18 protein-coding genes are annotated in these 26,271 nt (G+C 69.7%); 7 read left to right on the top strand and 11 right to left on the bottom strand.

Annotation, left to right across the window (positions count from 1 at the left end; all coding sequences use genetic code 11):
* Positions 1-4: 4 nt before the first annotated feature.
* Genes AB0B64_RS34380 through AB0B64_RS34365 form a run of 4 tightly spaced genes read right to left on the bottom strand, consistent with a single transcriptional unit; the run spans position 5 to position 7,961 of the window.
* The gene (locus tag AB0B64_RS34380; protein WP_358182523.1) at positions 5-1,567 is read right to left on the bottom strand and encodes a sugar ABC transporter ATP-binding protein; all 1,563 of its coding nucleotides are present in this window, start codon (positions 1,565-1,567) and stop codon (positions 5-7) included.
* The gene (locus tag AB0B64_RS34375) at positions 1,554-2,615 is read right to left on the bottom strand and encodes an ABC transporter substrate-binding protein (protein ID WP_358182520.1); all 1,062 of its coding nucleotides are present in this window, start codon (positions 2,613-2,615) and stop codon (positions 1,554-1,556) included. Before AB0B64_RS34375 ends, AB0B64_RS34380 begins: the two co-directional genes overlap by 14 nt.
* 16 nt (positions 2,616-2,631) lie before the next feature.
* Positions 2,632-5,142, bottom strand: a complete 2,511-nt coding sequence (locus AB0B64_RS34370) for a PA14 domain-containing protein (RefSeq protein WP_358182517.1) — start codon at positions 5,140-5,142, stop codon at positions 2,632-2,634.
* A gap of 11 nt (positions 5,143-5,153) precedes the next feature.
* Positions 5,154-7,961 carry a PA14 domain-containing protein gene (locus AB0B64_RS34365; protein WP_358182514.1) on the bottom strand — a complete coding sequence of 936 codons (2,808 nt, stop codon included), beginning with the start codon at positions 7,959-7,961 and terminating at the stop codon, positions 5,154-5,156.
* Between the two features lie 151 nt (positions 7,962-8,112).
* Here AB0B64_RS34365 and AB0B64_RS34360 point away from each other — a divergent pair, with 151 nt between their 5' ends.
* A complete protein-coding gene (locus AB0B64_RS34360; RefSeq protein ID WP_358182511.1) occupies positions 8,113-8,913 on the top strand; it encodes a DeoR/GlpR family DNA-binding transcription regulator in 801 nt (266 codons plus the stop codon).
* A gap of 65 nt (positions 8,914-8,978) precedes the next feature.
* Entirely contained in the window at positions 8,979-10,469 is a 1,491-nt protein-coding gene (locus AB0B64_RS34355) for a sugar ABC transporter ATP-binding protein (RefSeq protein ID WP_358182508.1), read from the top strand.
* Here AB0B64_RS34355 and AB0B64_RS34350 read toward each other — a convergent pair.
* The gene (locus AB0B64_RS34350; RefSeq protein WP_358182505.1) at positions 10,466-11,308 is read right to left on the bottom strand and encodes a methyltransferase domain-containing protein; all 843 of its coding nucleotides are present in this window, start codon (positions 11,306-11,308) and stop codon (positions 10,466-10,468) included. The two genes, AB0B64_RS34355 and AB0B64_RS34350, sit on opposite strands and share 4 nt — an antisense overlap.
* Positions 11,309-11,631: 323 nt before the next feature.
* On the opposite strand from AB0B64_RS34350, the gene AB0B64_RS34345 reads away from it, so the two are divergent.
* From AB0B64_RS34345 to AB0B64_RS34330, 4 genes are all read left to right on the top strand, one after another.
* Positions 11,632-12,081, top strand: a complete 450-nt coding sequence (locus tag AB0B64_RS34345; protein WP_357953271.1) for an XRE family transcriptional regulator — start codon at positions 11,632-11,634, stop codon at positions 12,079-12,081.
* 131 nt (positions 12,082-12,212) lie between these two features.
* Positions 12,213-12,725: a hypothetical protein gene (locus AB0B64_RS34340; RefSeq protein WP_358182502.1), complete on the top strand. Its 513-nt coding sequence runs from the start codon at positions 12,213-12,215 to the stop codon at positions 12,723-12,725.
* Between the two features lies 1 nt (position 12,726).
* Complete coding sequence (locus AB0B64_RS34335) at positions 12,727-13,896, top strand: MAB_1171c family putative transporter (protein ID WP_358182500.1); 1,170 nt, start codon at positions 12,727-12,729, stop codon at positions 13,894-13,896.
* A 331-nt stretch (positions 13,897-14,227) separates the two neighbouring features.
* Positions 14,228-14,842 (top strand): dTDP-4-dehydrorhamnose 3,5-epimerase family protein, encoded by a 615-nt coding sequence (locus AB0B64_RS34330; protein WP_357953274.1) that lies wholly within the window; start codon positions 14,228-14,230, stop codon positions 14,840-14,842.
* A gap of 38 nt (positions 14,843-14,880) precedes the next feature.
* Here AB0B64_RS34330 and AB0B64_RS34325 read toward each other — a convergent pair whose 3' ends face one another.
* From AB0B64_RS34325 to fxsT, 6 genes are all read right to left on the bottom strand, one after another.
* A complete protein-coding gene (locus AB0B64_RS34325; protein WP_357953276.1) occupies positions 14,881-15,891 on the bottom strand; it encodes a hypothetical protein in 1,011 nt (336 codons plus the stop codon).
* Positions 15,892-16,023: 132 nt separating this feature from the next.
* The gene (locus tag AB0B64_RS34320) at positions 16,024-17,691 is read right to left on the bottom strand and encodes a protein kinase (RefSeq protein ID WP_357953278.1); all 1,668 of its coding nucleotides are present in this window, start codon (positions 17,689-17,691) and stop codon (positions 16,024-16,026) included.
* Between the two features lie 166 nt (positions 17,692-17,857).
* Positions 17,858-19,018, bottom strand: a complete 1,161-nt coding sequence (locus tag AB0B64_RS34315; RefSeq protein ID WP_358182495.1) for an FAD-dependent oxidoreductase — start codon at positions 19,016-19,018, stop codon at positions 17,858-17,860.
* A 248-nt stretch (positions 19,019-19,266) separates the two neighbouring features.
* Positions 19,267-20,733 carry a S8 family serine peptidase gene (locus tag AB0B64_RS34310; RefSeq protein WP_357953281.1) on the bottom strand — a complete coding sequence of 489 codons (1,467 nt, stop codon included), beginning with the start codon at positions 20,731-20,733 and terminating at the stop codon, positions 19,267-19,269.
* Positions 20,734-20,760: 27 nt separating this feature from the next.
* Positions 20,761-21,015 carry a hypothetical protein gene (locus tag AB0B64_RS34305; RefSeq protein WP_357953283.1) on the bottom strand — a complete coding sequence of 85 codons (255 nt, stop codon included), beginning with the start codon at positions 21,013-21,015 and terminating at the stop codon, positions 20,761-20,763.
* 92 nt (positions 21,016-21,107) lie between these two features.
* Positions 21,108-24,149, bottom strand: a complete 3,042-nt coding sequence (fxsT, locus tag AB0B64_RS34300) for an FxSxx-COOH system tetratricopeptide repeat protein (protein ID WP_358182492.1) — start codon at positions 24,147-24,149, stop codon at positions 21,108-21,110.
* Positions 24,150-24,234: 85 nt separating this feature from the next.
* Here fxsT and AB0B64_RS34295 point away from each other — a divergent pair, with 85 nt between their 5' ends.
* Positions 24,235-26,271 carry an alpha-amylase family glycosyl hydrolase gene (locus AB0B64_RS34295; protein WP_358182489.1) on the top strand — a complete coding sequence of 679 codons (2,037 nt, stop codon included), beginning with the start codon at positions 24,235-24,237 and terminating at the stop codon, positions 26,269-26,271.

Below are 26,271 nucleotides of genomic sequence, written 5' to 3'. Positions count from 1 at the left end.
GTCATCAGGTCACTCCGCGATCGTCGAGGTGAGCGCGGTCATCCGCGATCGTTGCCATGATCCTCTCCTCGGTCACCTCGTCGCCGGTCAGCTCCCCGACGACCGCGCCCTCGCGCAGCACCAGGATGCGGTCGGCGCCCTCGACCAGTTCCTCCAGGTCGGAGGAGATCAGCAGCACGCCCAGCCCCTCCTCGGCCAGCTCGTCGATCAGCGCCTGCACCTCGGCCTTGGCGCCCACGTCGATGCCGCGGGTGGGCTCGTCGAGCAGCAGCACCTTGGGACGGACGGCCAGCCAGCGGGCCAGCAGCACCTTCTGCTGGTTGCCGCCGGACAGCTCCGACACGAGCTGGTTCGGCGAGGCCGCCTTGATGCGCAGCCGCCGCATGAAGATCTCGACCATCCGGTCGATCTTCGCGTCGGACACCACGCCCGCCCTGGCCAGAGCGGGCAGGGCGGCCAGCGCGATGTTCTCGCGGACGGACAGCGTCGGGACGATGCCCTCGGCCTTGCGGTCCTCGGGCAGCAGGCTGACGCCCGCCCTGATGGCCGCGGTGGTGGAGCCGCCGCGCAGCGGCAGCCCGGCCACGAGCACCTGCCCGCCGTCCAGGGGCATCGCGCCGACGATGGCCTTGGCGGTCTCGGTACGGCCGGCGCCGAGCAGACCGCCGAGACCCACGACCTCACCGGGCCGTACGGACACGTCGATCCCGTCCAGGACATGCCGCCGCGTGAGGCCGCGCGCCTCGACGGCCGGTGGCTCCTGGCCGTCGGCGGCGCGGTGGCGGTCGCGGGAGAACCTGGTCAGACCGTCCGCTTTGACGTCGTTCAGGTCGCGGCCCAGCATGAGCGAGATGAGCTTGAGCCGGTCCAGCCCGGCCAGCGGCCCGGTGTGCGCGACGCGGCCGTCACGCAGCACGGTGACCCGGTCGCACACCTGGTAGAGCTCGTCGAGCCGGTGGCTGACGTACATGACGGCGATGCCCTCGTCGCGCAGCCGCCTGATCACCCCGAACAGCGTCTCGACCTCGCGCGGCTCCAGGGACGAGGTGGGTTCGTCCATGATGACCACGCGGGCGTCGACGGCCACGGCCCTGGCCAGGGCGACCATCTGCTGGGCACCGATGCCGAGCGTTCGCAGCGGCCGCCGGACGTCGGTCTCGACGCCGTAGCCGGACAGGACGCGGGCGGCTTCGGCGTACATCTTCGTGGCGTCGATGACCCCGAATCGGCCGCGTGGCTCGCGGCCGAGCAGCAGGTTGCGGGCGACGCTCATCATCGGGACGAGGTTGACCTCCTGGTAGATGGTGGAGATCCCGGCGCGCTGCGCGTCGAGCGGCGTGCCGAAGAAGGCGGGCGCGCCGTGGTGGCGCAGCTCGCCGCCGTCGGGATGGTACACGCCGGTGAAGACCTTGATCAGGGTGGACTTGCCGGCGCCGTTCTCCCCCACGAGGGCGTGCACCTCGCCGGGGAGGAGGGCGAGATGCACACCGTCGAGAGCGAGTACGCCGGGGAAGCGCTTGCTGATCCCCTTCGCCTCGAGAACCGCTGCCAACTCAGTACGCCTCACCGAGGGAGTCCTTGGCGTTGGACGTGTCGTAGTCGCGGTCGGAGATGATCACCTTGTCGGGGATGGCCTGGCCGTCGAGGAACTTCTGCGCGGTCTCGAAGGCGAGCGGCCCGAAGCGGGGGTTCGACTCGATGACCGCGTGCAGCCAGCCGTCGGCGATGCCCTGGACGGCGCTGCGGGTGCCGTCGACGGACACGATCTTGATGGTGCCCGCCTCCTTGCCCGCGCCCTTCAGGGCGGTGACGGCGCCGAGCGCCATCTCGTCGTTCTCGGCGTAGATGCCGTTGATGTCGGGGTTGGACTGGATGAGCTGCTCGGTAACCTGCTGACCCTTCTCGCGGGCGAACTCGCCGGTCTGCTCGAAGGAGATCGTGATGCCGGGGGCCTTCTCCTTGATCCGGTCCTTGAACCCGTTCGTCCGCTCGGTGGTGACGTTGTTGCCGGGCGCGCCCAGCAGGATGGCGACCTTGCCCTTGCCCGCGAGGGCGTCGATCATCCGGTCGGCGGCCCGCTTGCCCTGCTCGTAGAAGTCGGAGCCGATGAAGGTCAGGTAGTCGCTGCACGCCTTTGCGTTGATCTTCCTGTCGACCGTGATGATCGGCACCTTCTTGGCCGCGGCCTGCTGGAGCACCGGCTCCCAGCCGTCGGAGTTCAGCGGCGCGATGACCAGGAGCTGCGCGCCCTGGGCGATGAGCTGCTGCACGTCGGTGATCTGCTTGGAGAACTGCGACTGGGCGTTGGTGACCTTGAGATGGGCGATGCCGAGCTTGGCCGCCTCGTCCTTGATCGACTTGGTCTCGGCGATGCGGAACGGGTTGGCCTCCTTCTCCGACTGGGAGAAGCCGACGGTGGCCGTCTTGAGGTCGAACTTCTTGCCGCCGAACTGGTCGAGCGTGCATGTCGGCCCTACCGTGCCGCTGGGGCTCTGCACGACCTGCTGCCCGGCCGTGCTGGTGGCGGCGGGCGCGCTCTGCGGCTCCTCCGCCTTGGCGCAGGCCGACGCGGTCAGGAGTACGGCCAGCGCCAGGCAGGCTGTCCGGAGATTCATGGGGGGTTCCTTCCTATCAGGCGCAGGCCGGGCTGATCTGCCCGGTGAGCGCCCGGTTGGCGGCGCTGACCCGCTCGACGTCGGGCTTGGTGACGGCTCTGTCGTAGGTCATGAGGCCGTTGAGCTCGGTCTCGACGTCGGTGGTCTGGGTGTAGATGGCGGCGCTGAGCTGGTCGCAGGCGTGCAGCTTCTGGAGTTCCTGGATCATGCCGACGTAGCGGGTGGTGAGGGCCGCCGGGTCGGGCTCGACCGCGTAGCCCCAGCCGCCGCCCGACCAGGTGTGGCCGATGAGCGGGAGTCCCAGGCCGCCGTACTCGCCGATGACGACCGCGCGGGTGCCGGTGGGCTTTCCGGGGACGCCGGGGCCCGGGTAGATGTGGTAGTCCTTGACGTCGCCGTTGCCGCCGTCCTGGGCGCCGCAGCAGTTGATGCCGCTCATGTTGTCGACGAGGCGCGAGGGGTCCCAGCTCTTGACCAGGTCGGCGATGCGCGCCTGGTCGTACTGGCCCCAGCCCTCGTTGAACGGCACCCACATGACGATCGACGGGACGCTGCGGTGCTGGTCGACCATCTCCCGCAGCTCGGCCTCGAACTGGGGCTTGTCACTGGTCCTGAACATGGCGGGCATGTCCTGCCAGACGAGCAGGCCCAGCTTGTCGGCGTGGTAGTACCAGCGGTCGGACTCGACCTTGGTGTGCTTGCGTACGGTGTTGAAGCCGAGCTTCTTGGTCTGCGTGAGGTCGTACTTGAGCGCCTCGTCGGTGGGGGCGGTGTAGATGCCGTCAGGCCAGAAGCCCTGGTCGAGGGGGCCGAGCTGGAAGATGGGCTGGCCGTTGAGCAGCATGCGGTTGTTCTTCAGCTCGATGGAGCGCATCCCGAAGTAGGACGAAATATCGTCCTTCTTGGTGCGGACCTTCAGGTCGTACAGGAACGGCTTGTCCGGCGACCACAGCTTGGGATTCGGGACCGGCAGCCTGAGCTCGGTGCCGACGGGGCCGGTCACGGTGCCCACGACGCGGTGACCGTCCTTGGCGACCACGGTGGCCGTGCCCGCCGCGCCCTGGACGGTCACGCGCAGCGCCTGGCCCGCGACGTCGGGGACGGTGTCGACCCGCTCGATGTGGTCCCTGGCGACGGGCTCCATCCAGACCGTCTGCCAGATGCCGGAGACGGCGGTGTACCAGATGCCGCTCGGGTCCAGCCGCTGCTTGCCGATCGGCTGCGCGCCGGAGTCGGTCGGGTCGGCGACGCCGACGACGAGTTCCTGCCGGCCGCCGCGCTTGAGCGCGTCGGTGACGTCCACGGTGATGCGGTCGTAGCCGCCCCTGTGCGTGCCGACCTGCTTGCCGTTGACGTAGATCGTGGCGTCCCAGTCGACCGCGTCCAGGTGCAGGAGCAGCCGGTCACCGCTCCACGAACGCGGCACCTCGAACGTCCTGCGGTACCACATGCGGTCCTCGTGGCGGCCGATGCCCGACAGCTGCGACTCCACCGGGTACGGCACGACGATCCGCTCGGCCAGGTCGCGGCCGGTCGGGGCGGCCTCGCCCTGCTTGGCGGCGGCGAACTGCCAGACGCCGTTGAGGCTGCGCCACCTGTCCCTGACCAGCTGGGGGCGGGGGTACTCGGGCAGCGGATTCTTCCGGTCGACGTCCTTGGACCAGCGGGTGCTGAGGATGTATGTGGAGTCGTTGAGGACGTAGGCGTACGGGAAGGCCGCCACCGGCGTGCCGTCGGCGTAGCTCAGGCCGGTGCCGTCATAGGTGGCGCGGAGTGTGTTACCCGCCTTTGCTGGAACCGGATATTGCAGCTTAAGCACCACCGTGTCCCGATTTTTCAGGGCCGTGGAGGCTATGGGCCATTTGGTGCCTGCGACCGTCAGCGCCAGGTGGTCGGTCAGAGTCGTGGGCAGCGAACCCAGGGGCTTGGCGAACGTCAGCGTGGCCAGGTCACCGGAGGCGCCGACCGACGCGGCCGCCGGCCCGGGCGGGTCGAACCCGTCCGGCAGCGTGAACGACGCCGCCGGGACTGCGGCCTTCGGCTGGCTGGCGCTCTGCCAGCGCAGGTGCAGGTTCGCCCCGCCGAAGTGCTCGAAGTACTCGACCTTGATGTCGTAGTCTTTGCCCGCCTCCAGCGCGATGGGCGTGCCCACCTGCTCCCTGTCCCAGTCGTCCACCCAGTGGTCGATGACGGCCTTGCCGTCGACCCAGAGCCGGAAGCCGTTGTCGCCGATGATCGAGAAGGTGTACGTCTCGGAGTAGGCGGGCCGGATCTTGCCGGTCCACCGGACGGTGACGTCGTCCTCCCGGCCGGCCAGCAGCTTGAACACGGGGTTGAGGTCGCCCTGTTCGAGGCTCGGGTCCACGACGCTGGCCTTGAGCTCACCGAAGTCGAACGCGCCGGGCGCCGAGGCGAGGTAGTAGTCGCCGCGCAGCCCATGTCGTTCGGCCGCGGCGCCCGCGGGGGCGGGAACCTGCCAAAACACGGCCAGCAGCACGGCGATCATAGCCGCGAGTGACTTTCGCACAGATTGTCCTTTCACGCTGAGGGGCGGAGGGAGCAGGTCGGAATGGTCTCCTTGCCGGCACCGGGCGGCTGCCAGCGCAGCTGCAGATGGGCGCCGCCGAAGTGCTCGAAGTATTCGAGCTTGATGTCGTAGCTCTGGCCGGCTTCGAGGCGGACGGGGGCGCCGGTCTGCTCGATGTCCCAGTCGTCCACCCAGTGGTCGATGACGGCCTTGCCGTCCACCCAGAGCCGGAAGCCGTTGTCACCGGTGATCGAGAACGTGTGGTCCCCGGCGCTGCCGGCGGTGAGCCGTCCGCTCCACCGGACGGTGACGTCGTCCTCGCGCCCGGTGAGCTTGGCGAGCACCGGGTTCAGGTCGGCGAAGTCGATGACCGGGTCCACGACACTGGCCTTGAGCTCGCCGAAGTCGAACGCGCCGGGCGCCGAGGCGAGGTAATAGTCGCCGCGCAGACCGTGTCGCTCGACGGGGTCGGGGACGAGGTCGAGTGCCGCCCGCGCCCTGGTGAGCTGGCGGGCGCCGGCCGTGTAGCGTGCCTCGGCGCTCAGTGCGGCCTGTTGACACGGGCTCCCGCCGCCCGGGGGCGTCAGCTCCCATCGCGTGACCAGGCGCCCGTCTGCCTGCAGGCGCTCTTTCGTGGCGGCGGTGAGCGCTCTGGCCGCCCACCCCGCGGGCAGCCGGAGCCGCACCGCCACGTCCCGCGCCTGCCGCCCCTGATTGACCAGCGTGGTCGTCACGGTACCGGTCTTCCCGGGGACGACCTCGCCGGGCGTGACGGCCAGGGTCATGGCCTCGCTGGAACGGCTCCACGACTGCAACTCGACCACGCCGACCGACTCGGCGCCGAACAGTAGCCGGATCCTGCTGGTGGTGATCTCCGGGAACGTGATCCGGTTGAGCCCGTTGCCCAGGGGTTTGTCCGGCGAGCGGACCTGGCCGGGGATGTCCTGCCAGGCGCTGCCCGTCCACTGCTGGAGGCGGTAGGCGGTGGCGGTGCGCACTCCCCCGCCGTCGTCGTAGCCGTACCAGCGGACGTCGCCGACGGGGGTCGGGCCGCCGAAGTCGACACCGTAGTAGTCCTCCGCGTTCGGGGAGGTGTAGTTGGTCCAGCGGGTGTTCTGCGGCACCTCGTCGAACCAGACCTTGCCGTCGATCGCGCTCCAGGGGTTGTCGTAGCGCGAGGTGAAGGAGGCGATCGGCTTCGGGAAGCCGGTGCGCAACGGGTTGGCCGCGTCGTTGACCAGCCGCTCGCCGTCGTCCTGCCGGGCCGGTCCGATCGGCACGGTGAGCGCGCGTACCCGGTCCGCCTGCCGTACCTGGACGCCATCGACAGAGACGCGCAGGCCCGCGCCGCGTCCGTAGTGGGAGCCGTCACGGTCCCACACCACGGTGACGTCGTGCCCGTGGTACGGCACGTTCTCGACGGCGAAGTGGTCCCAGGTGGCGGGCACCAAGGGGTCGAGCCGCAGCGTGGCCCCCTCCTGGCCGCGGATGCCGAGCAGGCCCGACAGCACCAGGTCCGTGTAGGAGGAGTGCAGGTAGTCCTCGCTGTGGTTCCGCCCGTCGTACAGCCATCGGTTCTCGTCAGGGTGATGCGCCTCGGCCACGTACGGCTTGCCGTCGCGGTACTGCGTGAGCGCGTACGTGCGCAGCAGCCCGTAGTAGTCGTCCTTGGAGACGTAGGGCTGCGCCGGGTAGTCCAGGAGCAGGTTCGCCATCCCCGTGAGGACCTGCGAGGTGGTGAACGGCCAGCTCGGGCCGGTCCAGCGGCAGCAGCCCTGCCCCGTCTCGTGCATGAACCACGTGCTGCGGCGCTCCACGGTCGTCGGCCCGTACGGCGCGGCGAACCCCTGCGGGTCGAGCAGCTGCTGCCAGGCCCGCGACTGGGCCGCGTCCGGCAGGCCGAACTGCCAGGGGACGAAGCCGACGTCCTCCCGCGTGTCGAGCATCTTCAGCCTGGGGTTGTTCTCCTGGACGACGTCGTAGAAGAACGCCCGGTCGCCGTCCCACAACCGCTGGATCGTGTTGCGCTTCAGCGCGGCCGCGCGCTGCTCGAACCGCCTGGCGGTCGCCTGGTCGCCGGCCATGGCCGCGATGCGGCCGATCGCGACCGCGTCGCCGTACTGGTAGGCGTTGATCGACGGGCGGAGCGTCCTGACGCCGTTGAAGGTGTCGCTGCTCTGGTACGAGGCGGGCGACAGCTCTTTGGCGTCCCAGACGGGCAGTTGCCAGTACAGGCCGGTGGCGGTGTCGTACTGGCCGTTCCATCCGTCGTACTGCTTGATCAGCGCGGGCAGCAGGCGTTTGGCGAACGCCCAGTCGCCGGTCACCTCGGCTCTGGCGTGGACGGCGTCGGCGGCCCAGAAGCTGTACTCGTGCGCCCAGTCGGGCGCGTTCGCGTTGACCTGCTGCGCGCGCTGTCCGGGGCCGGTCAGCCAGAACCTGAGGTAGTCGTCCAGGTAGGTCTGGTCTCGCACCCAGCGTCCTTCGTAGACGTGGTGCCCGGCCGCGGCGTTGATCGCCTGGTACGGCGCGGCGTATCCGCAGCAGTCGAGGAACTCCGTCAGCACCCATCCGTTCGCCGGGTCGGTGTAGCGCAGGTGTTCCTTCCAGACGCGCCAGCGGTAGTAGTAGACGTCCTGGATCTGCTGGTCGGGCAGGTCGACGAACGGGATGTTGGCCTCGTACCAGCCGGGGTCGTTGAATCCCTCAAGGTAGGAGCCGTGGTCGAGCAGTGTCCGCGGCTGCGCCCGGGCCTGCGCGGGTACAGCGATGAGCGATAAGAGGAGGGCGACCAGACAGGCGAGACCGGGGGTGCGCATGGCATGTCCTTCGATCAGGATCGGACAGGTTATGACCCTGTCTGGCTCCCAAATAAGCACCCGTGGACCGAGCCGGTCAAGATTTCCGATCAAATTCGTTCTCATATGATCAGAGGTGAGCCGGAGTTGAGCATTCGACTATGATCGGGACGTGAGCGACACGCAGAGCGACGGCCGACGGCCGGTGTTCGCCGCGGAACGCCGGCAGCGCATCCTCGAATTGGTGCGCGCCAACGGCGCCGTGTCCTTGCGCGAGCTCGCCCAGTCCGTGCACTCCTCCGAGGTGACCGTCCGCCGCGACCTGCGCGCGCTGGAGTCGGAGGGCCTGCTCAACCGCCACCACGGCGGCGCCACCCTGCCCGGCGAGCTGTCACGCGAGGCGGGCTACGCGCACAAGGTCTCGCTGGAGTCCGCCGAGAAGGGCGCGATCGCCGACCTCGCCTCGGCGCTGGTCGAGGACGGCGACGCCATCGTGATCGGCCCCGGCACCACCACGCAGGAGTTCGCCCGCCGCCTGACCAGGCACGCCGAGCTCGCCGTGGTGACCAACTCCCTGCTCGTCGCCCAGGTCCTGGCCGGCTCGCCGCGGATCGAGGTGATGCTGACCGGCGGCACGCTGCGCGGCACGATCCTGGCCCTGGTGGGCAGCGCGGCCGAGCACTCACTGTCCGGGCTGCGGGTGCGCCGGGCGTTCATCTCCGGCAACGGGCTCACCGCCGAGCGCGGCCTGTCCACGCCCAACATGCAGGTGGCGGGCGTCGACCGGGCGCTGGCCGCGGCGGCCGAGGAGGTCGTGGTGCTGGCCGACCACACCAAGATCGGCGTCGACACGATGGTGCAGACCGTCGCCGCCGAGCAGATCGACCACCTGGTCACCGACGAGGGCGCCCCGGGCGACGTGCTCGACGAACTGAGCGGCAGGGGCGTCAGGCTGCATGTCGCCCGGATCTGATCGAATGTGACACTTCTGTTACTGGATTGTTTCCTGCCGCGACCACGATCGAGGCGGAGGCAACCGTGCTGCAGGTGGCTGGAGTTCTCAAGACGTTCCAGGGCGTGACCGCGCTCGACCACGTCACGCTCTCCGTGCGCCCCGGCGAGGTGCACGCGCTGATCGGCGGCAACGGCGCCGGCAAATCCACCCTGGTCAAGGTGCTCTCCGGCGTGTGCCAGCCGGACGCGGGCCAGCTGCGCTACCTGGGCGAGCCCGTCAGGTTCGGCAGCCCGGCCGAGGCCAGGCGGGCCGGCATCGCCACCATCCACCAGGAGACGAACCTCGTCCCGACCATGAGCGTCGCCCGCAACCTGCTGCTCGGCCGGGAGCCGCGCGGCCGCCTCGGGCTGATCGACTTCACGGCCGCCAACGCCCGTGCCGGACGGATCCTGGCCGAGTACGGCCTGCGCACCGATGTCCGCAGACCCCTGGGCACGCTGGGCGAGGGGGCCAGGCAGCTCGTGGCCCTGGCCAGGGCGGCCACCGCCGACGCCAAGCTGGTCATCATGGACGAGCCCACCTCGGCACTCGAACACGCCGAGCTGGAGACACTGTTCGGCGCGGTGGCCCGGCTGCGCGACGAGGGCCGCTCGGTCGTCTACGTCACCCATCGGCTGGAGGAGCTGTACGAGGTCTGCGACCGCGTCACCGTGCTGCGTGACGGCCGCGTCGTACACACCGGCCCGCTGGCCGGACTGGATCGACTCCGGCTGGTGTCGCTCATGCTCGGCAGGCCGTTCCACCCCGTCGAGGAGCCGCACTCCGCCGCCCTGCCCGACGAACCAGGCGACGACCCCGTCCTGGAGGCGAAGGGGCTCACCCGCCACCACGTGCTCGACGGCGTGTCGCTGGCGGTGCGCGCGGGCGAGGTCGTCGGCCTCGGCGGCCTGCTCGGCGCCGGACGCAGCGAGACGGCCAGGGCGATCGCGGGTGTCATGCCGGTGGACGCGGGCCAGGTGACCGTGGCCGGGGCGGCGGCCCGCAAGTGGTCGATCAGGAGCGCCATCCGCGCCGGCGTCGGCCTCGTGCCCGAGAACAGGAAGACCGAGGGCATCGTCCCCACCCTCTCGGTGCGCGACAACATCGCCCTGGCCGCGCTCCCCCGGCTGTCCCGCGCCGGAATCGTCTCCGACGCGCAGATCGACGGCATCGTGGCGACGTTCATGAAGCGGCTCGGCATCAAGGCCGTCTCACCCCGGCAGCCCGCGGGCGAGCTGTCGGGCGGCAACCAGCAGAAGGTGCTGCTGGCCCGCTGGCTGGCCATGCACCCCAAGGTGCTGCTGCTCGACGAGCCGACCCGCGGCGTGGACGTGGCCACCAAGCTGGAGATGCAGGCGCTGCTCGACGAGCTGGCCGTGGACGGGCTGGCCATCCTGCTGATCTCCTCGGACGTGGCCGAGCTGGCGGGCAACTGCGACAGCGTGGTGGTCCTGCGCGACGGCGCGATCAGCGAGCAGCTCAACGGCGCCGAGGTGACCGAGGACCGCCTGCTCGCGGCCCTGGCGAAGGCTTAGCTCCCTGCCAGGCGCTCAGGCTTTGCGGCCACGATGATCGCGTACCCTATCTCCGGTGTTTCGATGAGCCGGGCCACGAACGGCGGCGGCTCGATCACGCCGTCGTACTCTGGGAACTCCTCACGCAGTCCGGCGATTCTCTCGACGATGCGATGCAGTGTCGGAGACATCGTGTGTTCGGAGATGTCGATGATCTCTCTCAGCGCGAGTCCGCTGTCCGCGATGAAGCCGGGATAGTTCCGCAGCGGGATGATCGAGTCAATGTGGGAGTCGTGGTAGGAGGCCTCCAGTCTGCCGCGCTGCTCGTCAGCAAGGGGGGCGCGCTCGACCAGGTTGGCGATGACCAGCACGCCGCCGGGCCGCAGTACGGAGTACGCCTGGCGGAGCACGCGCGCCTGGTCCGGCATGTGCAGCAGTGACTCGAAGAGCCAGGCGCCGTCGAACGAGTCCGGCTCGAAGGGCAGCTCCAGCGCGTCAGCCACATGGAACGTCACCCGATCCGCCAGCCCTTCGTCCTTCGCCAGACGGGAGCCCAGCTCCACTTCCCTCTCGCTGATCGTCACGCCGACGACATCCACCCCGGCGGTCCGGGCCAGGGCTATCGCCGGCCTGCCCGTGCCGCATCCGATGTCGAGTATCCGCCGGCCCTTGCTCGCGTCCAGCTTGTCGATCATCAGCTCGGTCAGGCGTTCGGAGGCCGCTTCCAGCGACGCCCCATCCATGGGGTCGTCCCAATAGCCATTGTGCAGGCTGCCTCCCATGATCTTCTCGATCATCTCTGTGGTCCGGTCGTAGAGCTGACCGATGGTTTCCTGGTGCTGGCTGGATGTCGGCGTCACTGGAACGATCCCTTCCTCAGGTTCATGGAAACGGAAAAGGAAGAACCCCCGCGGTTCCGGCCACTTGCGTCAGGGCGCGGGTGTGTGGTCCGCCGCGCTGCGGTACGGCGGCGACATGGGCCTGCTGACCGCCGGGCAGCCATGGCCAGGCGCACGATCATCAGACTGCATAAAAGTGATGAGCCACTGTGCTGCATCAACTTTGAGGAGTACTCTTGGAGACTCGCAGACGCGCATCCCCTCTGTCAACTAGGTTCCATTGCCGGAGAAGATCTGCGAATATAGTTGATGAAGCCGAGCGGTGAGTGATGACGGATGAGAACATGTCGGATGAGTTGACCGGGCAGTCGCAAGGCGAGCCGTCCTCGCCATCCCTGGCCGACAAGATCAACTTTTTGTTCCGGACGGTCTATCCAGCCGGCCGGGGGCCCTACTCCTACGCCGAGGCGGCGGCCGGCATCGAGGAGCTCACCGGCGAACAGGTCTCCCACACCACGTTGTGGAAGCTGTCCACCGGGCGCGCCACCAACCCGACCAAGCGCCTGATCGAGGCGCTCGCCGCCTTCTTCCAGGTCTCGCCGGCCTATTTCTTCGACGACGAGGCCTCGAAGGAGATCGGCGACCAGGTCGAACTGCTCGCCCTGCTGCGCGACACGGGCATGAAGGGCGCTCATCTGCGTGCCTTCTTCGAGCTCTCTCCGGAAGCGCGCGACATGGTGCAGGAGCTGATCGAGCGGACAGCCCGGCTGGAGCAACGTCACCGCGACAAGTAGGAGAAGAGGAGGAGAGGTGGACCGACCATTGAGCCCCTGCTTGCCATGAGCGACGACATTTGCACTGGGCGTGGGATGGCGAGGGTACCGGACGGCATGCGGTGAAAAGGGAGCAGCGCACACCACATCAGGTGTCGATCAAGGAGTTGGAAGCCGAAGGAGTCATCCCCGACCCCTTCGACCTCGAACTCTTCATCAAACGACTGGAGAAGCGACGAGGCCGCCCCATCCAGATGATTCCCATCTCGGCGCGTCGCGGTGCGCCGTGCGGCCTTTATATCAAGGCCGTCGGCACCGACTATTTGTGTTACGTGCGCAGCTCGTCGCCGCTGCATGAGTGCCATATCCTGCTGCACGAATTGGGTCACCTAGTGCTCGGTCATCAGGACAGCGGATGGCGGAGTGAAGAGCTCCAGCGCATGCTGCTGCCGGATCTCCACCCGGACATGATAAAACGCGTGCTGTGCAGGAGTGGTTACGCCGATCCGGCCGAAGACGCGGCGGAGGCTTTCGCCGAGCTCATTCTGGCGCCACGTGTGCTGGCACCGGGCAACTACACGGTGCCGGCCGCCACACCGCCTCCTGAAATAGCCGAGGTGGTCCGGAACATCGAACAGGCGTGGGGGTCCGGAAGGGGATTTTGACGTGGTCGATGTGTTGTATTGGGGGGAGGCCTCCGTCATATGGACGATTGCCGTGCAGGCCGCCGTCCGACTCGTCCGGAAACGTCGATCGCCAGTGGACCTGGCCTACTCCGCCCATATCGTCACGCTCAGCCTCAGCGTGCTGGTGCAGTTTCATGACATCCAGCCGAGGCTCGACACTCTCACCCATATCAACGGGCTCGGACGATGGCTGGTGTTCAGCTTCACCATCGCCTCCATGTGCGCGTTCTGGATCACAGTGACCTACCTGACGTCACCGGCGGGCGGCCGGGCGCCGGGCGTCACCGCGAAGATATTATGGGCCGCGGCCGGCATCGCGGTGATGGGAGTCCTGCTGTTCGGCTCCGGGGTGCCGGACGACGCCGGTGCGGGCTTCCTTGTCGTACACGGCGATAACCCGCTCATCGTAGGTTCCTATCTGGCCTTCCTCGCCTATATCTCCGCCGGCCTTTTCGGCACGCTCCGCCGGACCTGGCGATACGTGCGCTATGTGCACCAGCCATATGTGCGGCTCGGGTTGCGGCTTGTCGCGGCCGGTGACGCCGGCGGGCTCCTCTATGTGGGCTACTTGAGCGCCACCGCGCTGACCAGCTACTTCGGCCTTCCGACGCCGCCGGGCGCGTCGACGCATGCCGTGACGTACCTCGGGCTCGCCTGTACCACGCTGATCGTGGCCGGCCCCACCATCGGCGTCTGGGGGCCGCGGCTCGCCACGCCGCTGCGGTCGGTGGCCCAACGGCGGGCGCTGCGTCGCCTTCGCCCTCTGTGGACGGCGCTGACCACGGCCATGCCCGAACTCAGACGTGACCCGCCCAGCGTCGGCGACTCCGCCGGCTACCAGCTCTATCGCTATGTCATCGAGATCCGTGACTCCTTGCTGGTCCTGGAGTCCTATACCGGAGGGCCGTTTCATGACGGCATGACCCCGGCCCTGCACGCCCAAACCGTGGTCCAGGCCCTCCATACGTTCGCGGCCACGAAGAGAACCGCGGCGGCGCCAGGCCTTTCCCCTGCTTCGGCGGGTGATGTGAAACCCGCGGTCACCCGTGAGGCCACGTCCGGCGACCCGGTGCTCAGCCCCGGATTACCGGCCATGAAGGACGAGCTGACGCACCTGACCCAGCTTTCACGGGCTTTCGCCCGGCTCTGAACGAAGAGCATGCGCGGCCTTGTGCCGTTATTTTCCGACCCCCGTCGCGCTCATGAATATTGCGGGGAGCGGAATTTCACTAATAGCGGCATGCCATCAGCCGCCATTAGTAGTGAGCCGTCTTATTTCGATGCGCCACGCATGTCTTCATGAGCACAGAAAAGCCGCACACAGGACAACACATTGGCATTTGTTCAGGTCGGCTAATACGCTCGCATTAAGGATGGACAGGGGTACTAGGGGGAGCTTTAGGGGGTTGCCCGCTAAATGCCGCGCTGAAAGTCTTGAATTGCCATGACAGAGAAACATACCTACGGGAGAGGTTTTCGGCATGCACATCGAAGAACTTGACGTAGCGGACTCCTTCGTGATCGACCAGAAAATCTATCCAGACATGCGCGGGATTTTCCTGGAACCATTCAGCCAGCCGGCGTTCCGTAAAGCAGTGGGTCATCCACTCTGGGTGGCGCAGGTCAACTGCTCCTGGTCCTATCGCGGCACGATACGCGGCCTCCATGTGGTGGGCCTGCCGGGCCAAGCGCGCTACTTCAACTGCGCGCATGGGGCCATGCTCTGCGTCGTACTCGACACCAGGATCGGCTCGCCCACCTACGGCGAGCACATCGCGGTTGAGCTGACCGCCGAGAGCAGGAGGGCCCTTTACGTCGCGGAAGGGCTCGCCGCCGGATTCCTCGCGCTGACGAAGGAGGTGACCGTCTGGTATCTCTGCTCCAGCCTCTATTCGCCGAGCACGACCGTGTCCATCAACCCGCTGGACCCAGAGCTCAACGTGCCCTGGCCGCGGGAGCACGAATTCATTCTCTCCGACATGGACAGAACCGCTCCTTCCCTGCGCGAAGCCGAGGAACGCGGGCTGCTTCCGCTCTATCGCGATTGCCAGGCCCGATACGCGGAACTCAACGCGACGGCCGATGCTTGTCCATGATTCTCGACATCCGGACCCATCCTCAGCGGACGCGCCGTTCAGTACACCGAGATGTGCGGGTGGTCGTAGTGGTTGGCCGTGGTGCCACCGCGGTCTGACATCGTGCGCCAAGCGCCGGTCCTGGCGTGCCAGATCCGCTGGCGGTAGATGATGTACATGATGCCCAGCCGCTTGGAGTTCTTGATCGCCCAGGCGGCGATCTCGTTGCCGCGCGCCACCTCGGCGGCCGTCGGCATCGAGCCGCCGCGACTCAGCATGAAGTCGCACGCCCTCCCGAGCGGGTGCTCGCCGCCGTCCTGGATCGCCCGGTAGCAGCCGATTCCATTGGGTACGGCGAAGCGCTCCTTCACCAGGGTCTTGACCAGGCGCATCCGGGGAGTGATGTTGTCGGAGCCCCCGGGAAGCTGCGGGACCCAGGTGCCGTCCGACCGCCGGACACCGGGCGCCTGGTAGAGCTTGTCGATCTTGTCCTTGATCTTCTTGATCAGCTGCTCGGCCTTGTCCTTGCGTTTGCCGAGGTCCGCGACCTGGTCGCCGAGTTCCTTGGCGCGGGCGGCCGCCTCCTCCTCGGCCTGCTTGCGGTCGTCCCTGACCTTGGCGAAGCCGCTTAGCCTGGCGCTCTGCTGATCGACCAGGTGGTTGGAGAGCGCGAGGCGGCTCATGAGCGCGGAGGGGTCCTCGTTCGCCGAGAGCATGGTGGCGGGACTCGGGGGGCCGCCGTTGGTGTACTGGGCGACGGCCATCAGCCTGAGCTCGGCCGACTCTCGGTCGTAGACCGCCTGGGCGGCGGCCAGCTTGTCCTGGGCGGCCTTCTCCGCCTTCTCGGCCTTCTGGTGGGCGATGCGGCCGTTGTAGTACTCGGTGATCAGCTTGTCCGACTGCTTCCCCAGGGCGGCCAGCTCCTTCTTGAGCTGCTTGATCGTCGGCTTGGGGGCCGCGTGTCCGGGCGTGGCCAGGCTCACTAACAGGAACACCGCTGTGATCATCGCGGTGAGCGCTTTGGTGAGGATCGGACGGCGCCGCCGGTCGGCGGGGCATGCAACCGCCACACTTCTCCTTCGCCCGAACTGCGGGGCCCAGAAGTACGCCCCCTATCCGAGGCTAGATAGTAGGGGATCACCTGTATCGGTCGGCAAATCAGCAAATTTTGGTATGGGCGAAATGTCCGACGGTGGCGCGGGTCACGGCTTGTCGATGTCCGGTGGAGGACAGGACGACGTGTGCGAGGAGCGGGCCCTCCTGGCTCTGCGGACGGCCCAGTGGCGGCCGAGCAGCGCGGAACCGGGGACCAGTACGGAGCCGAGCAGGCCACTCCCGAGCCCGAGGCCGAGGTCGACGTCGAGCAGGCCGTCCTTGCCCTTGAGCACGGGTACGTCGATCGACACCTTGACCGACACCGAGACCAGCGGCCCGGCGGCCTTGGTCGGGGCGGAGGCCTGGGTGTCCGGGGGGCTGGTGGTGGCCGGACGGGCGGACGGCTTGGGCTCACTGGTGGCGGGCTTCGTCGTCGACGCCTGCTTGGTGGGCGGCTGGGTGGCCGGTTTGGAGGTGGCCGGTTTGGAAGTGGCGGGTGCGGAGGTGGCCGGGCGCGTGGTCCGCGTCGGCTCCGCCCCACGGGTGGGCTCCTGCGAGCGGGTGCGGATGGGCTCCTGCGCATGGGTACCGGTGGGCTCGGTCTGGTCCTCGGTGACCACCGGATCCGCGGCGTCGGTGCTGGGCGGAGGGCTGGCGAGGTCGCTGGGCTCCGGGGTGAGGATGGACGGCTCCGCCGTACCGGATGGCGTGGGGATCAGGGCCGACTCGGCGGGCGCGCTGACCGGCGGGAGCCCGGCGAGGCGGTCCGGCGGTGCGTCGTTCCAGATCACGAACGCCGACGCCACCGCGGCGGCGGTCGCGACCACCAGGCCGCCCGTCACCGCGAACTTGGTCACCGGCGCGAGCGCGCTGCTGAACAGGCTCGTGCCGCCGTTCCCCGACGTGGGCAGCGGCCGCGACAGAGGTAGCAAAGAGGCGAGCGGGACGGTCAGCAGGCCGAGCCCGGCCCGGCCGCGTACCTCCCAGCCGGTGCCATAAGCGGTGTCGGCGACCTCCTCCAGCTCCGCCAGGAACGCCTCGGCCGACTCCGGCCGTTCGGCGGGGTCCTTGGCCAGGCCGTGCCCGACCAGTGCCCGCATCGGCTCCTCGATGTCCTCCAGCGGAGGCTCGGCGTGCTGGTGCTGGTAGGCGAGGGCGGCGAAGTTGTCCGCGATGAACGGCCGGTGCCCGGACAGGCACTCGAAGAACACCACGGCCGCCGCGTACACATCCGACGCCGTCCCCGCCGGGGCGTCCGCCCACTGCTCGGGGGCCATGTAGGAGGGGGTCCCGGCGAGTGGGGCGTTCTCGCCGGAGTGGGCGGCGACGCCGAAGTCGACGAGCTTGCTCTGGCCGTCCTGGGAGACGATCACGTTCTCGGGCTTGAAGTCACGGTGTACGACGCCGTGCCGGTGCGCCTCGGCCAGCCCGAGCAGGGCGCCCTTCAGTACGGCCAGCGCCGCCTCGGGGCCGGTGGCGCCCGCGTGCTGTAACAGGCGGCGCAGGGTGATGCCGTCCACCAGCTCCATCACGATGCAGGCGTCGTCGTGGCCTTCGACGTAGTCGAGCAGGCGGGCCGTGTGCGGGCTGTCGAGCTCGCGGATCAGCCCGGCCTCGGCGCGGAAGCGTTCGACGAACAGCTCGTCGTCGCGTAATCGCGCGGCAAGATGCTTGATCGCCACGGGCGTCCCGTCGGACGTGCGTAAAGCGAGCATCACCCGCCCGGTCCCGCCGTGTCCGAGTTCCCGAATTTCGGTGTAGCCGGGAACATCCATCGGGGGGACCTCCAGAGACGGATAAAGATCCTTTAACCCGACGCTATCCCGTGGTAACGCCCCGTGTCGAGAGTGCTACCGGCCACTGGCCTCAATCGGTATTTTTACTACTTCTCATAGTAGGTCCGGCAGCTGTAATGGAGTGGGCGCGGCGGACGTTAATAGGTCAGGCCGCCGGAACGGAGGGGGCCTGGGCGAGGAGGCGGCGGATGTTCCGGGCGGCGGTGCGGCCCGCGCGGTTGGCGCCGATCGTGCTCGCCGAAGGGCCGTAGCCCACGAGTTGCAGGCGCGGCTCGGCGATCACCTCAGTGCCGTCCACCCTGATCCCGCCCCCGGGCTCGCGCAGCCGCAGTGGGGCGAGGTGGTCGAGCGCCGAGCGGAAGCCGGTGGCCCAGATGATCGTGTCCGCTTCCACGTACCGTCCGTCATCCCAGCTCACCCCGCCGGCGGTGATGCGGCCGAACATCGGCAGCCGCTCCAGCGCTCCCTTGGCCAGCGCCTCCCGGACGACCGGCGTGTACCCGAGCCCGGTCACGGCGACCACGCTCTGCGGCGGCAGCCCGGCGCGTACCCGTGCCTCGACCAGGGCGACGGCGTCGCGGCGCGCGTCCTCGCCGAAGTCGTCCAGCGGGCGGAACACGGGCGGCCGGCGGGTGACCCAGAGGGTGCTCGCGGCGACGCCGGCGATCTCGGAGAGCACGTGCGCGGCCGAGGTCCCGCCGCCCACGACGACCACCCGCCGACCGGCGAACTCCTCCGGTCCCCGGTACGTCGCGTAGTGCAGCTGACGGCCGCGGAAGGAACGCGCGCCCGGATAGTACGGCCAGTATGGACGGGTCCAGGTGCCGGTGGCGTTGACCACAGCCCGCGTCGCCCACTCCCCCGCCCCGGAGGTGACGACGAGCCGCCCGCCCTCCCCCGGCGCCACGGCCGTCACCTTGACCGGCCGCAGTACGGCGAGCCCGAGTTCCCGTTCGTAGTCCGCGAAGTACTCGGGGACGACCACAGCGGCGGGCCGCCGCCCATCGGCCCCGGACAGATCAGCACGACCAGCCCCAGGCATATCAGCTCGACCGGCTCCAGACGGGGCGGCCTGACCTGCTCCAGGCGGGGTGCCCACCGGTGGATCGGAGCGCCGCACACCGGGAAGGTCGAAGATGCCGTGCACCTTGTCCATGGTCAGCGACGGCGACCGGTGCCGCCACGCCCCGCCCGGCCCGTCGCCCGCGTCCAGCACCAGCGGCTCGAAGCCGAACCGGCGCAGAAAGTACGCGCTCGACAGCCCGGCCTGCCCGGCCCCGATCACCACGACGTCGATCTCGTCCACGTACGGATGCAACCGGCGAAGCCCCGGTGCTCTTCCCGGGACGAGCGCAGCGTCCCGGGAAGAGCGATCGGGGCCGCGGCGGCCGCCCCCGCGTCACCGCCGCGGCCCCCACCGGTCGAACCCGCCCCTCGGCAGGGCCGCCCGGCAGTCGGTGAGCCCGTCAGACAGTCGACCCGTCGGACGGGCGGTCCATCACAAGCGGTCTGTCACGGGCGGTCCGTCACAAGCGGTCCGTCACGGGTGGTCTGTCAGACGGGCGGTGGGACGGTGTGCAGGCTGCGCGGCGTGACCGAGCGCGCCAGCCGGTACGCCGCCGCGGCGTCCACGAGCCCCGCCCCGGTCGCCCCGTCGAAGCCCTCCCCCGCGAGCTCCCCCGTCCCGCTCTTGCCGTCGACGACGTCCCGCGCCGAGGCCCTGAGCAGCGCCTTCACCAGGTCGGGAGACAATCCCGGCTGGACCTGCTTGAGCAGCGCGCACACCCCGGCGATCTGGGGCGCGGCGGCGCTGGTGCCACTGATCACGCTCCAGCCGTCGTCGGGCGCGGTACCGTCCTTGACCGGGTAGCCGGGACCGGCCAGCGAGGAGTCGATGACGTCGCCGGGCTCGGTCGGCAGCATGATGTAGAGCGCCCTGGGCTGCCGCCCGACCAGTCCGCAGACGTCGGGCACGTGCCGGCCCGGGTAGATGAGGCTGTCGAAGCTGCTCGCATAGTCGGACGCCTCCATCTTGAACTCCCCGTTGACCTGCGTCTCCTCCACGTACACGCCGCCCGCGGCGATGACGTCGGGCATCATCGCGGGGAAGGAGATGTGGCCGTTGCCCGCGGAGAAGCAGACCGTGATGCCGCGCACCCGTACGGCCTCCAGCACCGCTAACTCCAGCGGCCGCAGGAAGTTCGGCAGCCCGGTGAGTCCGTTGAGGTCGTAGCCCCAGCTGTTGGTCAGAACAGCGGGCGACAGGTCGGCGGCGGTCTTGAACGCGAGCGTGGCGTTGCCGCCCATCTTCACGCCGACGAAGTCCACGTCGCGCGCGCAGGCGAAGATGTTGGCCGCCTCGGCCGTGCCGTGGCCGTACTCGTCGTGGTCCACGCGGGCGGCGTCCGGCGCGAGGGTGGCGTTGTAGTTGTAGCCGTGATGCGGATAGAAGGGATGCTTGTAGAAGCCTGTGTCGACCATGGCCACGAACACCCCCCGGCCGGTCACCCCCCGCTCGTGCACGTGGCAGGCGCGCAGGAGGAGCCCGACGTCGTCCGGCACGCGCAGGTGGTGATAGGAGACCCTGGGCGGCAGCGGCGAGCCGTAGAACTGCGGCGGCGCCTGCGGGTAGGCCCGTTCGACCAGCGGCTCCAGGTCGGCGGGCAGCGTGAACGGGACCCCGGACACATGCGACAGATAGGAGACTTCATCGCCCGGCTCGGCGGCCGGCGCGCCGCGCAGGGTGTGCGGCCTGACGGCCACGCGGGTGTTGAACGTCTCCTCCCACAGCCGGCGCGGGCCCTCCGCGCTGATGGAGAACGTCCCGACATGCCGGACGACGAACCCCCTGCGCTGCAACGCGAGCGCGGTCTGCGCGGCCCGGTCCGGCGGCGGCCTGAGGTCGTCAAGACTCGCCGCCTGTACGGCCGACGACTCGGCGAACATCGAGGCCCGGCCCGGCGGCCGCACCACTGCCTCGAAGTGGACGGTGGACTCGCGGCGTTCGATGATCGTGGTCATGCTTCCCCCTCGGGGCATGTCAGTGGGTCAGTGCAGGTCGGGAGGCCCGGCGAGATGGATCCCTGTGACAAGTCCCCGCAGTTCGCGGGGGATGGCGGGCTCAGGCAGGCCGAACGTCCGCTCCCAGACCTCTTCCGGGGCGCTCACGCTGATCGTCGGGCCGAGGTGCAGAACGCGCAGGCCGAGCCGGCTCAACACGGCCGCCGCCTGGTGCCGTCGTCCCGGCACCGGCTCCACCTCGGCGGAGATGACCCGGCGCCCCGGGGACGCGAAATCCGGCATGTCCCCAGAATCGGGTCCGTGAGCGGATCCGGCCTCAGGTGACGGCTGAGGGCTAACCCTCAATGCGGAGGGCTAACCCTGAATGGGGACGGCTAACCCTGAATGGGGCTCCTGCCACGGGCCAGAATCCGCTCGGCCCTCGCCCGGCAGGCGTCGGCCGGCTCCTGCTCCACCAGCACCTCGTACGCCTCCGCGAGGTCGAGCAGGGTGCCCGCGACGTCGGGATGGCCGCCCCCCAGCACCCGCTCGGTGCCCGTGAGCGCGCTGCGCAGCAGGTCCCGCGCCTCGGCGGCCCGGCCGTCGGCCAGCATGGCCTGGCCCAGCCGGCGCACGCCGAGGTGGACGTGGGCGTGGTCGTCGCCGTAGGCGTTCCTGAACACCTGGATCGCCCGCTCCTGGTGGTCCCTGGCCAGCTTCGGCTCGCCGGTGTCCAGGTAGACCAGGCCGAGGTTGGTCAGCGGCATGCCCACCTCGCCGTGGCCGGGGCCGTAGCAGAACTCCAGGATCGACAGCGCCCGCTCGTGGCTGACCCTGGCCTCCTCGAAGTGGCCCGACAGGCGCAGCGCGTACCCGAGCTTGTCGAGTGTGTGGGCGACCTCGGGGTGCTCGTCGCCGTACACGGCGGTGAGCATGGACGCGGCCTGCTCCTGCAGCTTGACGGCCCGCTGCGGGCGGCCGGTGTCCTGGACTATCAGCCCCAGCCCGGACAGGGTGTGCGCGACGTCCGGGTGGTCGGGGCCGAGGATCGTCCGCGCCGTGGCCAGCGCCTTGGTCAGCCATTCCTGGCCGGCGCGCAGGTCGCCCGCCGTCCAGGCGGCGAAGCCCAGCTCCCGGCTGACGCGGGCGATCTCCCTGCGGTCCGGCTCGTGCCGGGCGGTCAGGATGGCCAGGGCGCGTTCGAGGGTACGCCTGGCCTCGGGCAGGCGGCGCTGGCAGACCAGCACGTTGCCGAGCCGTCGCAGGACCCGCGCCACGGCCGGGTCGTCGCCGCCCAGGGCGCGTTCGGCCAGCACCAGTGCCTGTTCCTGGGCGGCGCGGGCGCCGTTGACGTCGCCGGTGAGCTCCAGCAGGTTGCCGTGGTCGGACAGTACGGCCGCCAGGTCGGCGTCGGCGCCCGGCTGCCGCCTGACGAGCCGCAGCGCCAGCTCGAACAGCTCCTGGGCCCGCTCGAACGCCGCCCGTACCGTGAGGTAGTGGCCGGAGCCGCAGAGCATGCGCGGCAGGCCGGGCACGGCGATGTCCGCGCCGTCGGCCTCCTGGCCGAGGTGGATGACGTCGGGGATGACGCTGTCCCAGGTACGCCAGGTGGTGGGGTTCTCGGCGTCGGCGGGCACGACCGAGCTCAGGATTTGGACGGCGCAGGTCACCCAGGTACGCCGCTCCTCGTCGGGCAGCCTGGCCCAGACCGCCGCCTTGACGAGCGGATGCATGCGCAGCCGTCCCCTGTCCCGCTCGACGAGCGAGTGGCGCAGCAGGTGGGCGATGGCGTCCTGCAGGGCCAGCTCGTCCTCGACCGCGTCCCTGAGCGCGGGCGGCAGCACGCCGGGCATGGAGTCCAGCAGGTCGAGCGAGACGCCGCCGGGGCCCAGCGTCGCGCACAGGTGCAGCAGCTCGATGGCGACCGGCGAGGCCTGCGCGACCCGCTCGAAGGCGAGCTGCCAGACCGTGGCGAACGCCTTGTCGCGGGTCAGCAGCTGATCCGCGCGGCGGCGGAACAGATCGCCGTACTCATCCAGCTTCATACCGGTCTGCTCGCTGTAGGCGGCGGCCTGCTCCAGCGCGAAGGGCAGGTCACCGAGCTGTTCGGCCAGCGCCCAGGCACCGCTGGTCCTGGCCACGCGCGTGGACAGGAAATCGACTGACTCGGCCCGGGAGAAGGAGCCCACGCGCACGCCCACGGCCAGCTGGCCCCAGGCGGGGTTGCGCGAGGTCACGATGACGTGCCCGGCCCGCAGGGACGACAGGAACGCCTCGATCAGCGTGCCGTCCTCGACGTCGTCGAGGATGAGCAGCCAGCGGTCCATCCCGGCCAGGCGCTCGGCCAGCGCGGCGAGGATCTCGCCGCGGTCGGCCTGCTGACGTACGCCAAGACGCAGCGCCAGCTCCGCCAGCACGCTCCAGAAGGCCACGGGCTCGGCGGCCGGCGCCTCCCAGACCACGTCGTAGTCGGCGGCGTGCCGGTGCGCGTACTCCAGGGCGATCTGCGTCTTGCCGGTGCCGCCGAGACCATGCAGCGCCACCACCCGGGGCGGCGGACGCGTCGTCGGCTCGGTCAGCGCGCCCTCGATCTCGGCCAGGATCGTCTGGCGGCCGGAGAACACGTGGTTGCGCGAGGGCAGGTTGATGATCCGCCGCGGCGGCGCGTCCTGGCGCGGCGGCGGGGCGGGGCTGCCGTCGAGTCCCGGATCGTGCAGCAGGATCGCCTGGTGGGTGGCCTGCAGCGCCGGGGCGGGGTCCACGCCGAGCTCCTCGGCCAGGATCCGGCGGACCCGGTCGTAGACGTTCAGCGCGTCGCCCTGCCGCCCGCACCGGTAGAGCGAGCGCATGAGCTGGGCGACGGACCTCTCGCGCAGCGGATGCTCACTGACGCGCTGCTCCAGCCGCGGCAGCGCCTCGGCGTGCCGTCCCAGGGCCAGCTCGGCGTCGGTCCTGCCCTCCTCGGCGCTGAAGCGTAACTCCTCGAGCCTGATGGCGTCGCACTGCGCCCACGGCTCGGTGGCGAACTCCGTCAGCGCGGGACCGCGCCACAATTCCAGCGCCTGGCTGTACAGCGCCACGGCCTCCGCCCAGTCCTGCTGCGCCAGCGCGCGGGCGCCCTGCTCGACCAGCCGCTCGAAGCGGAAGGCGTCGACCTTGTCCGGCTCGACGACGACGCGGTAGCCGGAGCCGTAGGACTGCAGGATGTCGGCGCCGTTGAGCGCCTTGCGCAGTCGTGACACGTGCGCGTGCAGCGCGCTGAGGGCGCTCTTGGGCGGTGTCCCGCTCCAGACGTACTCGATGAGCTGGTCAGAGCTGAGGACCTCACCCTGGTGGAGGAGGAGGACTGCGAGAATGGCCATCCGCTGCGGTCCGCCGAGCGCGACGGAGTCGCCTTCGATCAGGACGTCGAACGTGCCCAGAATCCGGATGTCCACGCCTCTCCTCTCCTCTTGCCTGCGACTGTAACCCGGTTCAGATTGGGCAGACAGGCAGGAATACACAGCCAAGGAGCCCGGCGCCATGGCGAACATCGACGAGATCATCGGCCAAGCCCCGCCCCGAAGCATTTGGGAGGCCGTCTGGCCCCAGCGTGAGAGCTACCACCCGTCGCCGTCCGACTGGCGGGACGAGGTCATCTATTTCCTGCTGCCCGACAGGTTCAGCGACGGCCGCGAGCACGGGCGCGAGCTCGTCGACCGGGCCCGGCCGGCGAACTCCCGCCCGGCCGGGTGGATGTGGAACCAGTGGGCGGCCTCCGGCCGGGACCGCTTCCAGGGCGGCACCCTGCGCGGGGTCATCTCCAAGCTCGGCTACCTGCGCGACCTCGGCGTGACCGCGCTGTGGATCGCGCCCGTGTGGAAGCAGCGGCCCGTCACGACCGTGGACGGCGTCCCCGCGCCGGACGACCCCCACGGCTACTCCATCCAGCACTTCCTGGACGTCGACCGCAGATTCGGCACCCGCGAGGACCTGGTGGAGCTGGTCGGCAAGGCCCACGAGCACGGCATCCGCGTCATCCTCGACATCCTCATCAACCACACCGGCGAGAACTGGGACTACGACCTCGGCACCCCCGGCTCCCCCCAGTACGTGGTCCGCCCGCCGTACGCCGGCCGGGACGGGAAGCTGCCGTTCGGCGCCTGGCGTGACGGCACCGGGGGGCGCCTGCCGCACGGCACCGCGCCCACCGAGCCCGACCACGGCGTGTGGCCGAGCGAGCTGCACGACCCCGACGCCTACACCAGGGCGGGCGGCGACGGGCTCGGCTGGGGCCAGGGCGGCGACGACGAGCCGGACGCGCCCTACCGGCGGGCCGACTGGTTCAGCCGGGACCTCGACCAGTCCAAAGAGCTGCAGACGATCATCCGTATCTGGACCTACTGGATGGCGCTCACCGACATCGACGGGGTACGCATCGACACGCTCAAACACGTGCCGCCGCGCGACGCCACGTTGTTCTGCGGGGCGCTCAGGGAGTTCGCCGACGGGCTGGGGAAGGCGAACTTCCTCATCGTGGGAGAGGTCGGCGGCGGCGACACGATCGAGGAGCGGTACCTGGACCTGATCGGGCGCAACCTGAGCGCCGTCCTGGAGACCGGCGAGACGCGGCGGCTCCTGCGCGATGTCGCGCTCGGGCGGGAGGGCTTCCCCTTCCCCGACGCCGTCGAGGAGTTCTTCCGCAGGTTCGCCACGCAGGGGGTCTCTCATCGCTCTCTCGGTTCCGTCTACGTCTCGATGGTGGACGATCACGACGATCTGTCGATCGATCCCCAGCTCCGGTTCGGCGCGCTGACGCCGCCGGGCCACAGTGAGCCCGATCCCCGCCAGGTCACGGTCGGGGTGGCACTGCTGCTGTACTCGCTGGGCATCCCGTGCCTCTACTACGGCATCGAGCAGGGGCTGACGGGCCCGGAGGAGAGCGAGCGGGGATGGCTCATGGGTGAGGGCTGGGGCCGCCGCGAGCTGTCGGGGGATCGGTATCTGAGGGAGGCCATGTTCGGGCCCGAGCATCCGCGCAAAGCGGGCGCCGCCGGGCGGCCCGCCGACGGCGAGTCGCCGACCGCGGCGCACCTGTTCGACACGGAGTTGCCGGGGTTCGGCCCGTACGGCACCACGAGCCACCACGTCTTCGACCAGGACAACGAGGTCTACCAGCGGGTCAGGATGCTGCTGGCCGCGCGGGCGGCCCACCGGGCGCTGCGGGCCGGGCGGCAGTACCTGCGCAGGCTCGGCCGGGCCGACGGCGGCTACGCGCTCCCCCGGCCCGGCGACGTGCTGTGCTGGTCGCGCGTACTGGCCGGGACCGAGGTGGTCTGCGTGGTCAATCCGAGCCTGACCGAGACGCGCGGCGCCCTCGTCGAGATCGACGGCGCCCTCAACGCCCGCACGCAGGAGCTCACCGTGGTCGCCAACACGGCCGAGATCGGCGGGGTGACGAAGCACCCGCTCAGGTCGGCCGTGACCGTGCTGCCCGGCCCGGGTGCCTCGCGCCACATCGAGCTGCAGGATCTGCCTCCCGCGTCCGCGCTGGTCCTGACGAACCAGCCGGTCAACTAA

This window comes from Nonomuraea sp. NPDC049129 (genome assembly GCF_040648495.1).
Classification (GTDB): Bacteria; Actinomycetota; Actinomycetes; order Streptosporangiales; family Streptosporangiaceae; genus Nonomuraea.
This window is presented reverse-complemented; position numbering and strand designations above follow the sequence as displayed.

What these genes read in the sequence shown, in the direction of transcription:
- AB0B64_RS34375 (WP_358182520.1), bottom strand. Translation starts at nt 2,615, where the DNA reads ATGAATCTCCGGACAGCCTGCCTGGCGCTGGCCGTACTCCTGACCGCG.
- AB0B64_RS34365 (WP_358182514.1), bottom strand. Translation starts at nt 7,961, where the DNA reads ATGCGCACCCCCGGTCTCGCCTGTCTGGTCGCCCTCCTCTTATCGCTC.
- AB0B64_RS34345 (WP_357953271.1), top strand. Translation starts at nt 11,632, where the DNA reads ATGTCGGATGAGTTGACCGGGCAGTCGCAAGGCGAGCCGTCCTCGCCA.
- AB0B64_RS34330 (WP_357953274.1), top strand. Translation starts at nt 14,228, where the DNA reads ATGCACATCGAAGAACTTGACGTAGCGGACTCCTTCGTGATCGACCAG.
- AB0B64_RS34320 (WP_357953278.1), bottom strand. Translation starts at nt 17,691, where the DNA reads ATGGATGTTCCCGGCTACACCGAAATTCGGGAACTCGGACACGGCGGG.
- AB0B64_RS34310 (WP_357953281.1), bottom strand. Translation starts at nt 20,733, where the DNA reads ATGACCACGATCATCGAACGCCGCGAGTCCACCGTCCACTTCGAGGCA.
- AB0B64_RS34305 (WP_357953283.1), bottom strand. Translation starts at nt 21,015, where the DNA reads ATGCCGGATTTCGCGTCCCCGGGGCGCCGGGTCATCTCCGCCGAGGTG.
- AB0B64_RS34295 (WP_358182489.1), top strand. Translation starts at nt 24,235, where the DNA reads ATGGCGAACATCGACGAGATCATCGGCCAAGCCCCGCCCCGAAGCATT.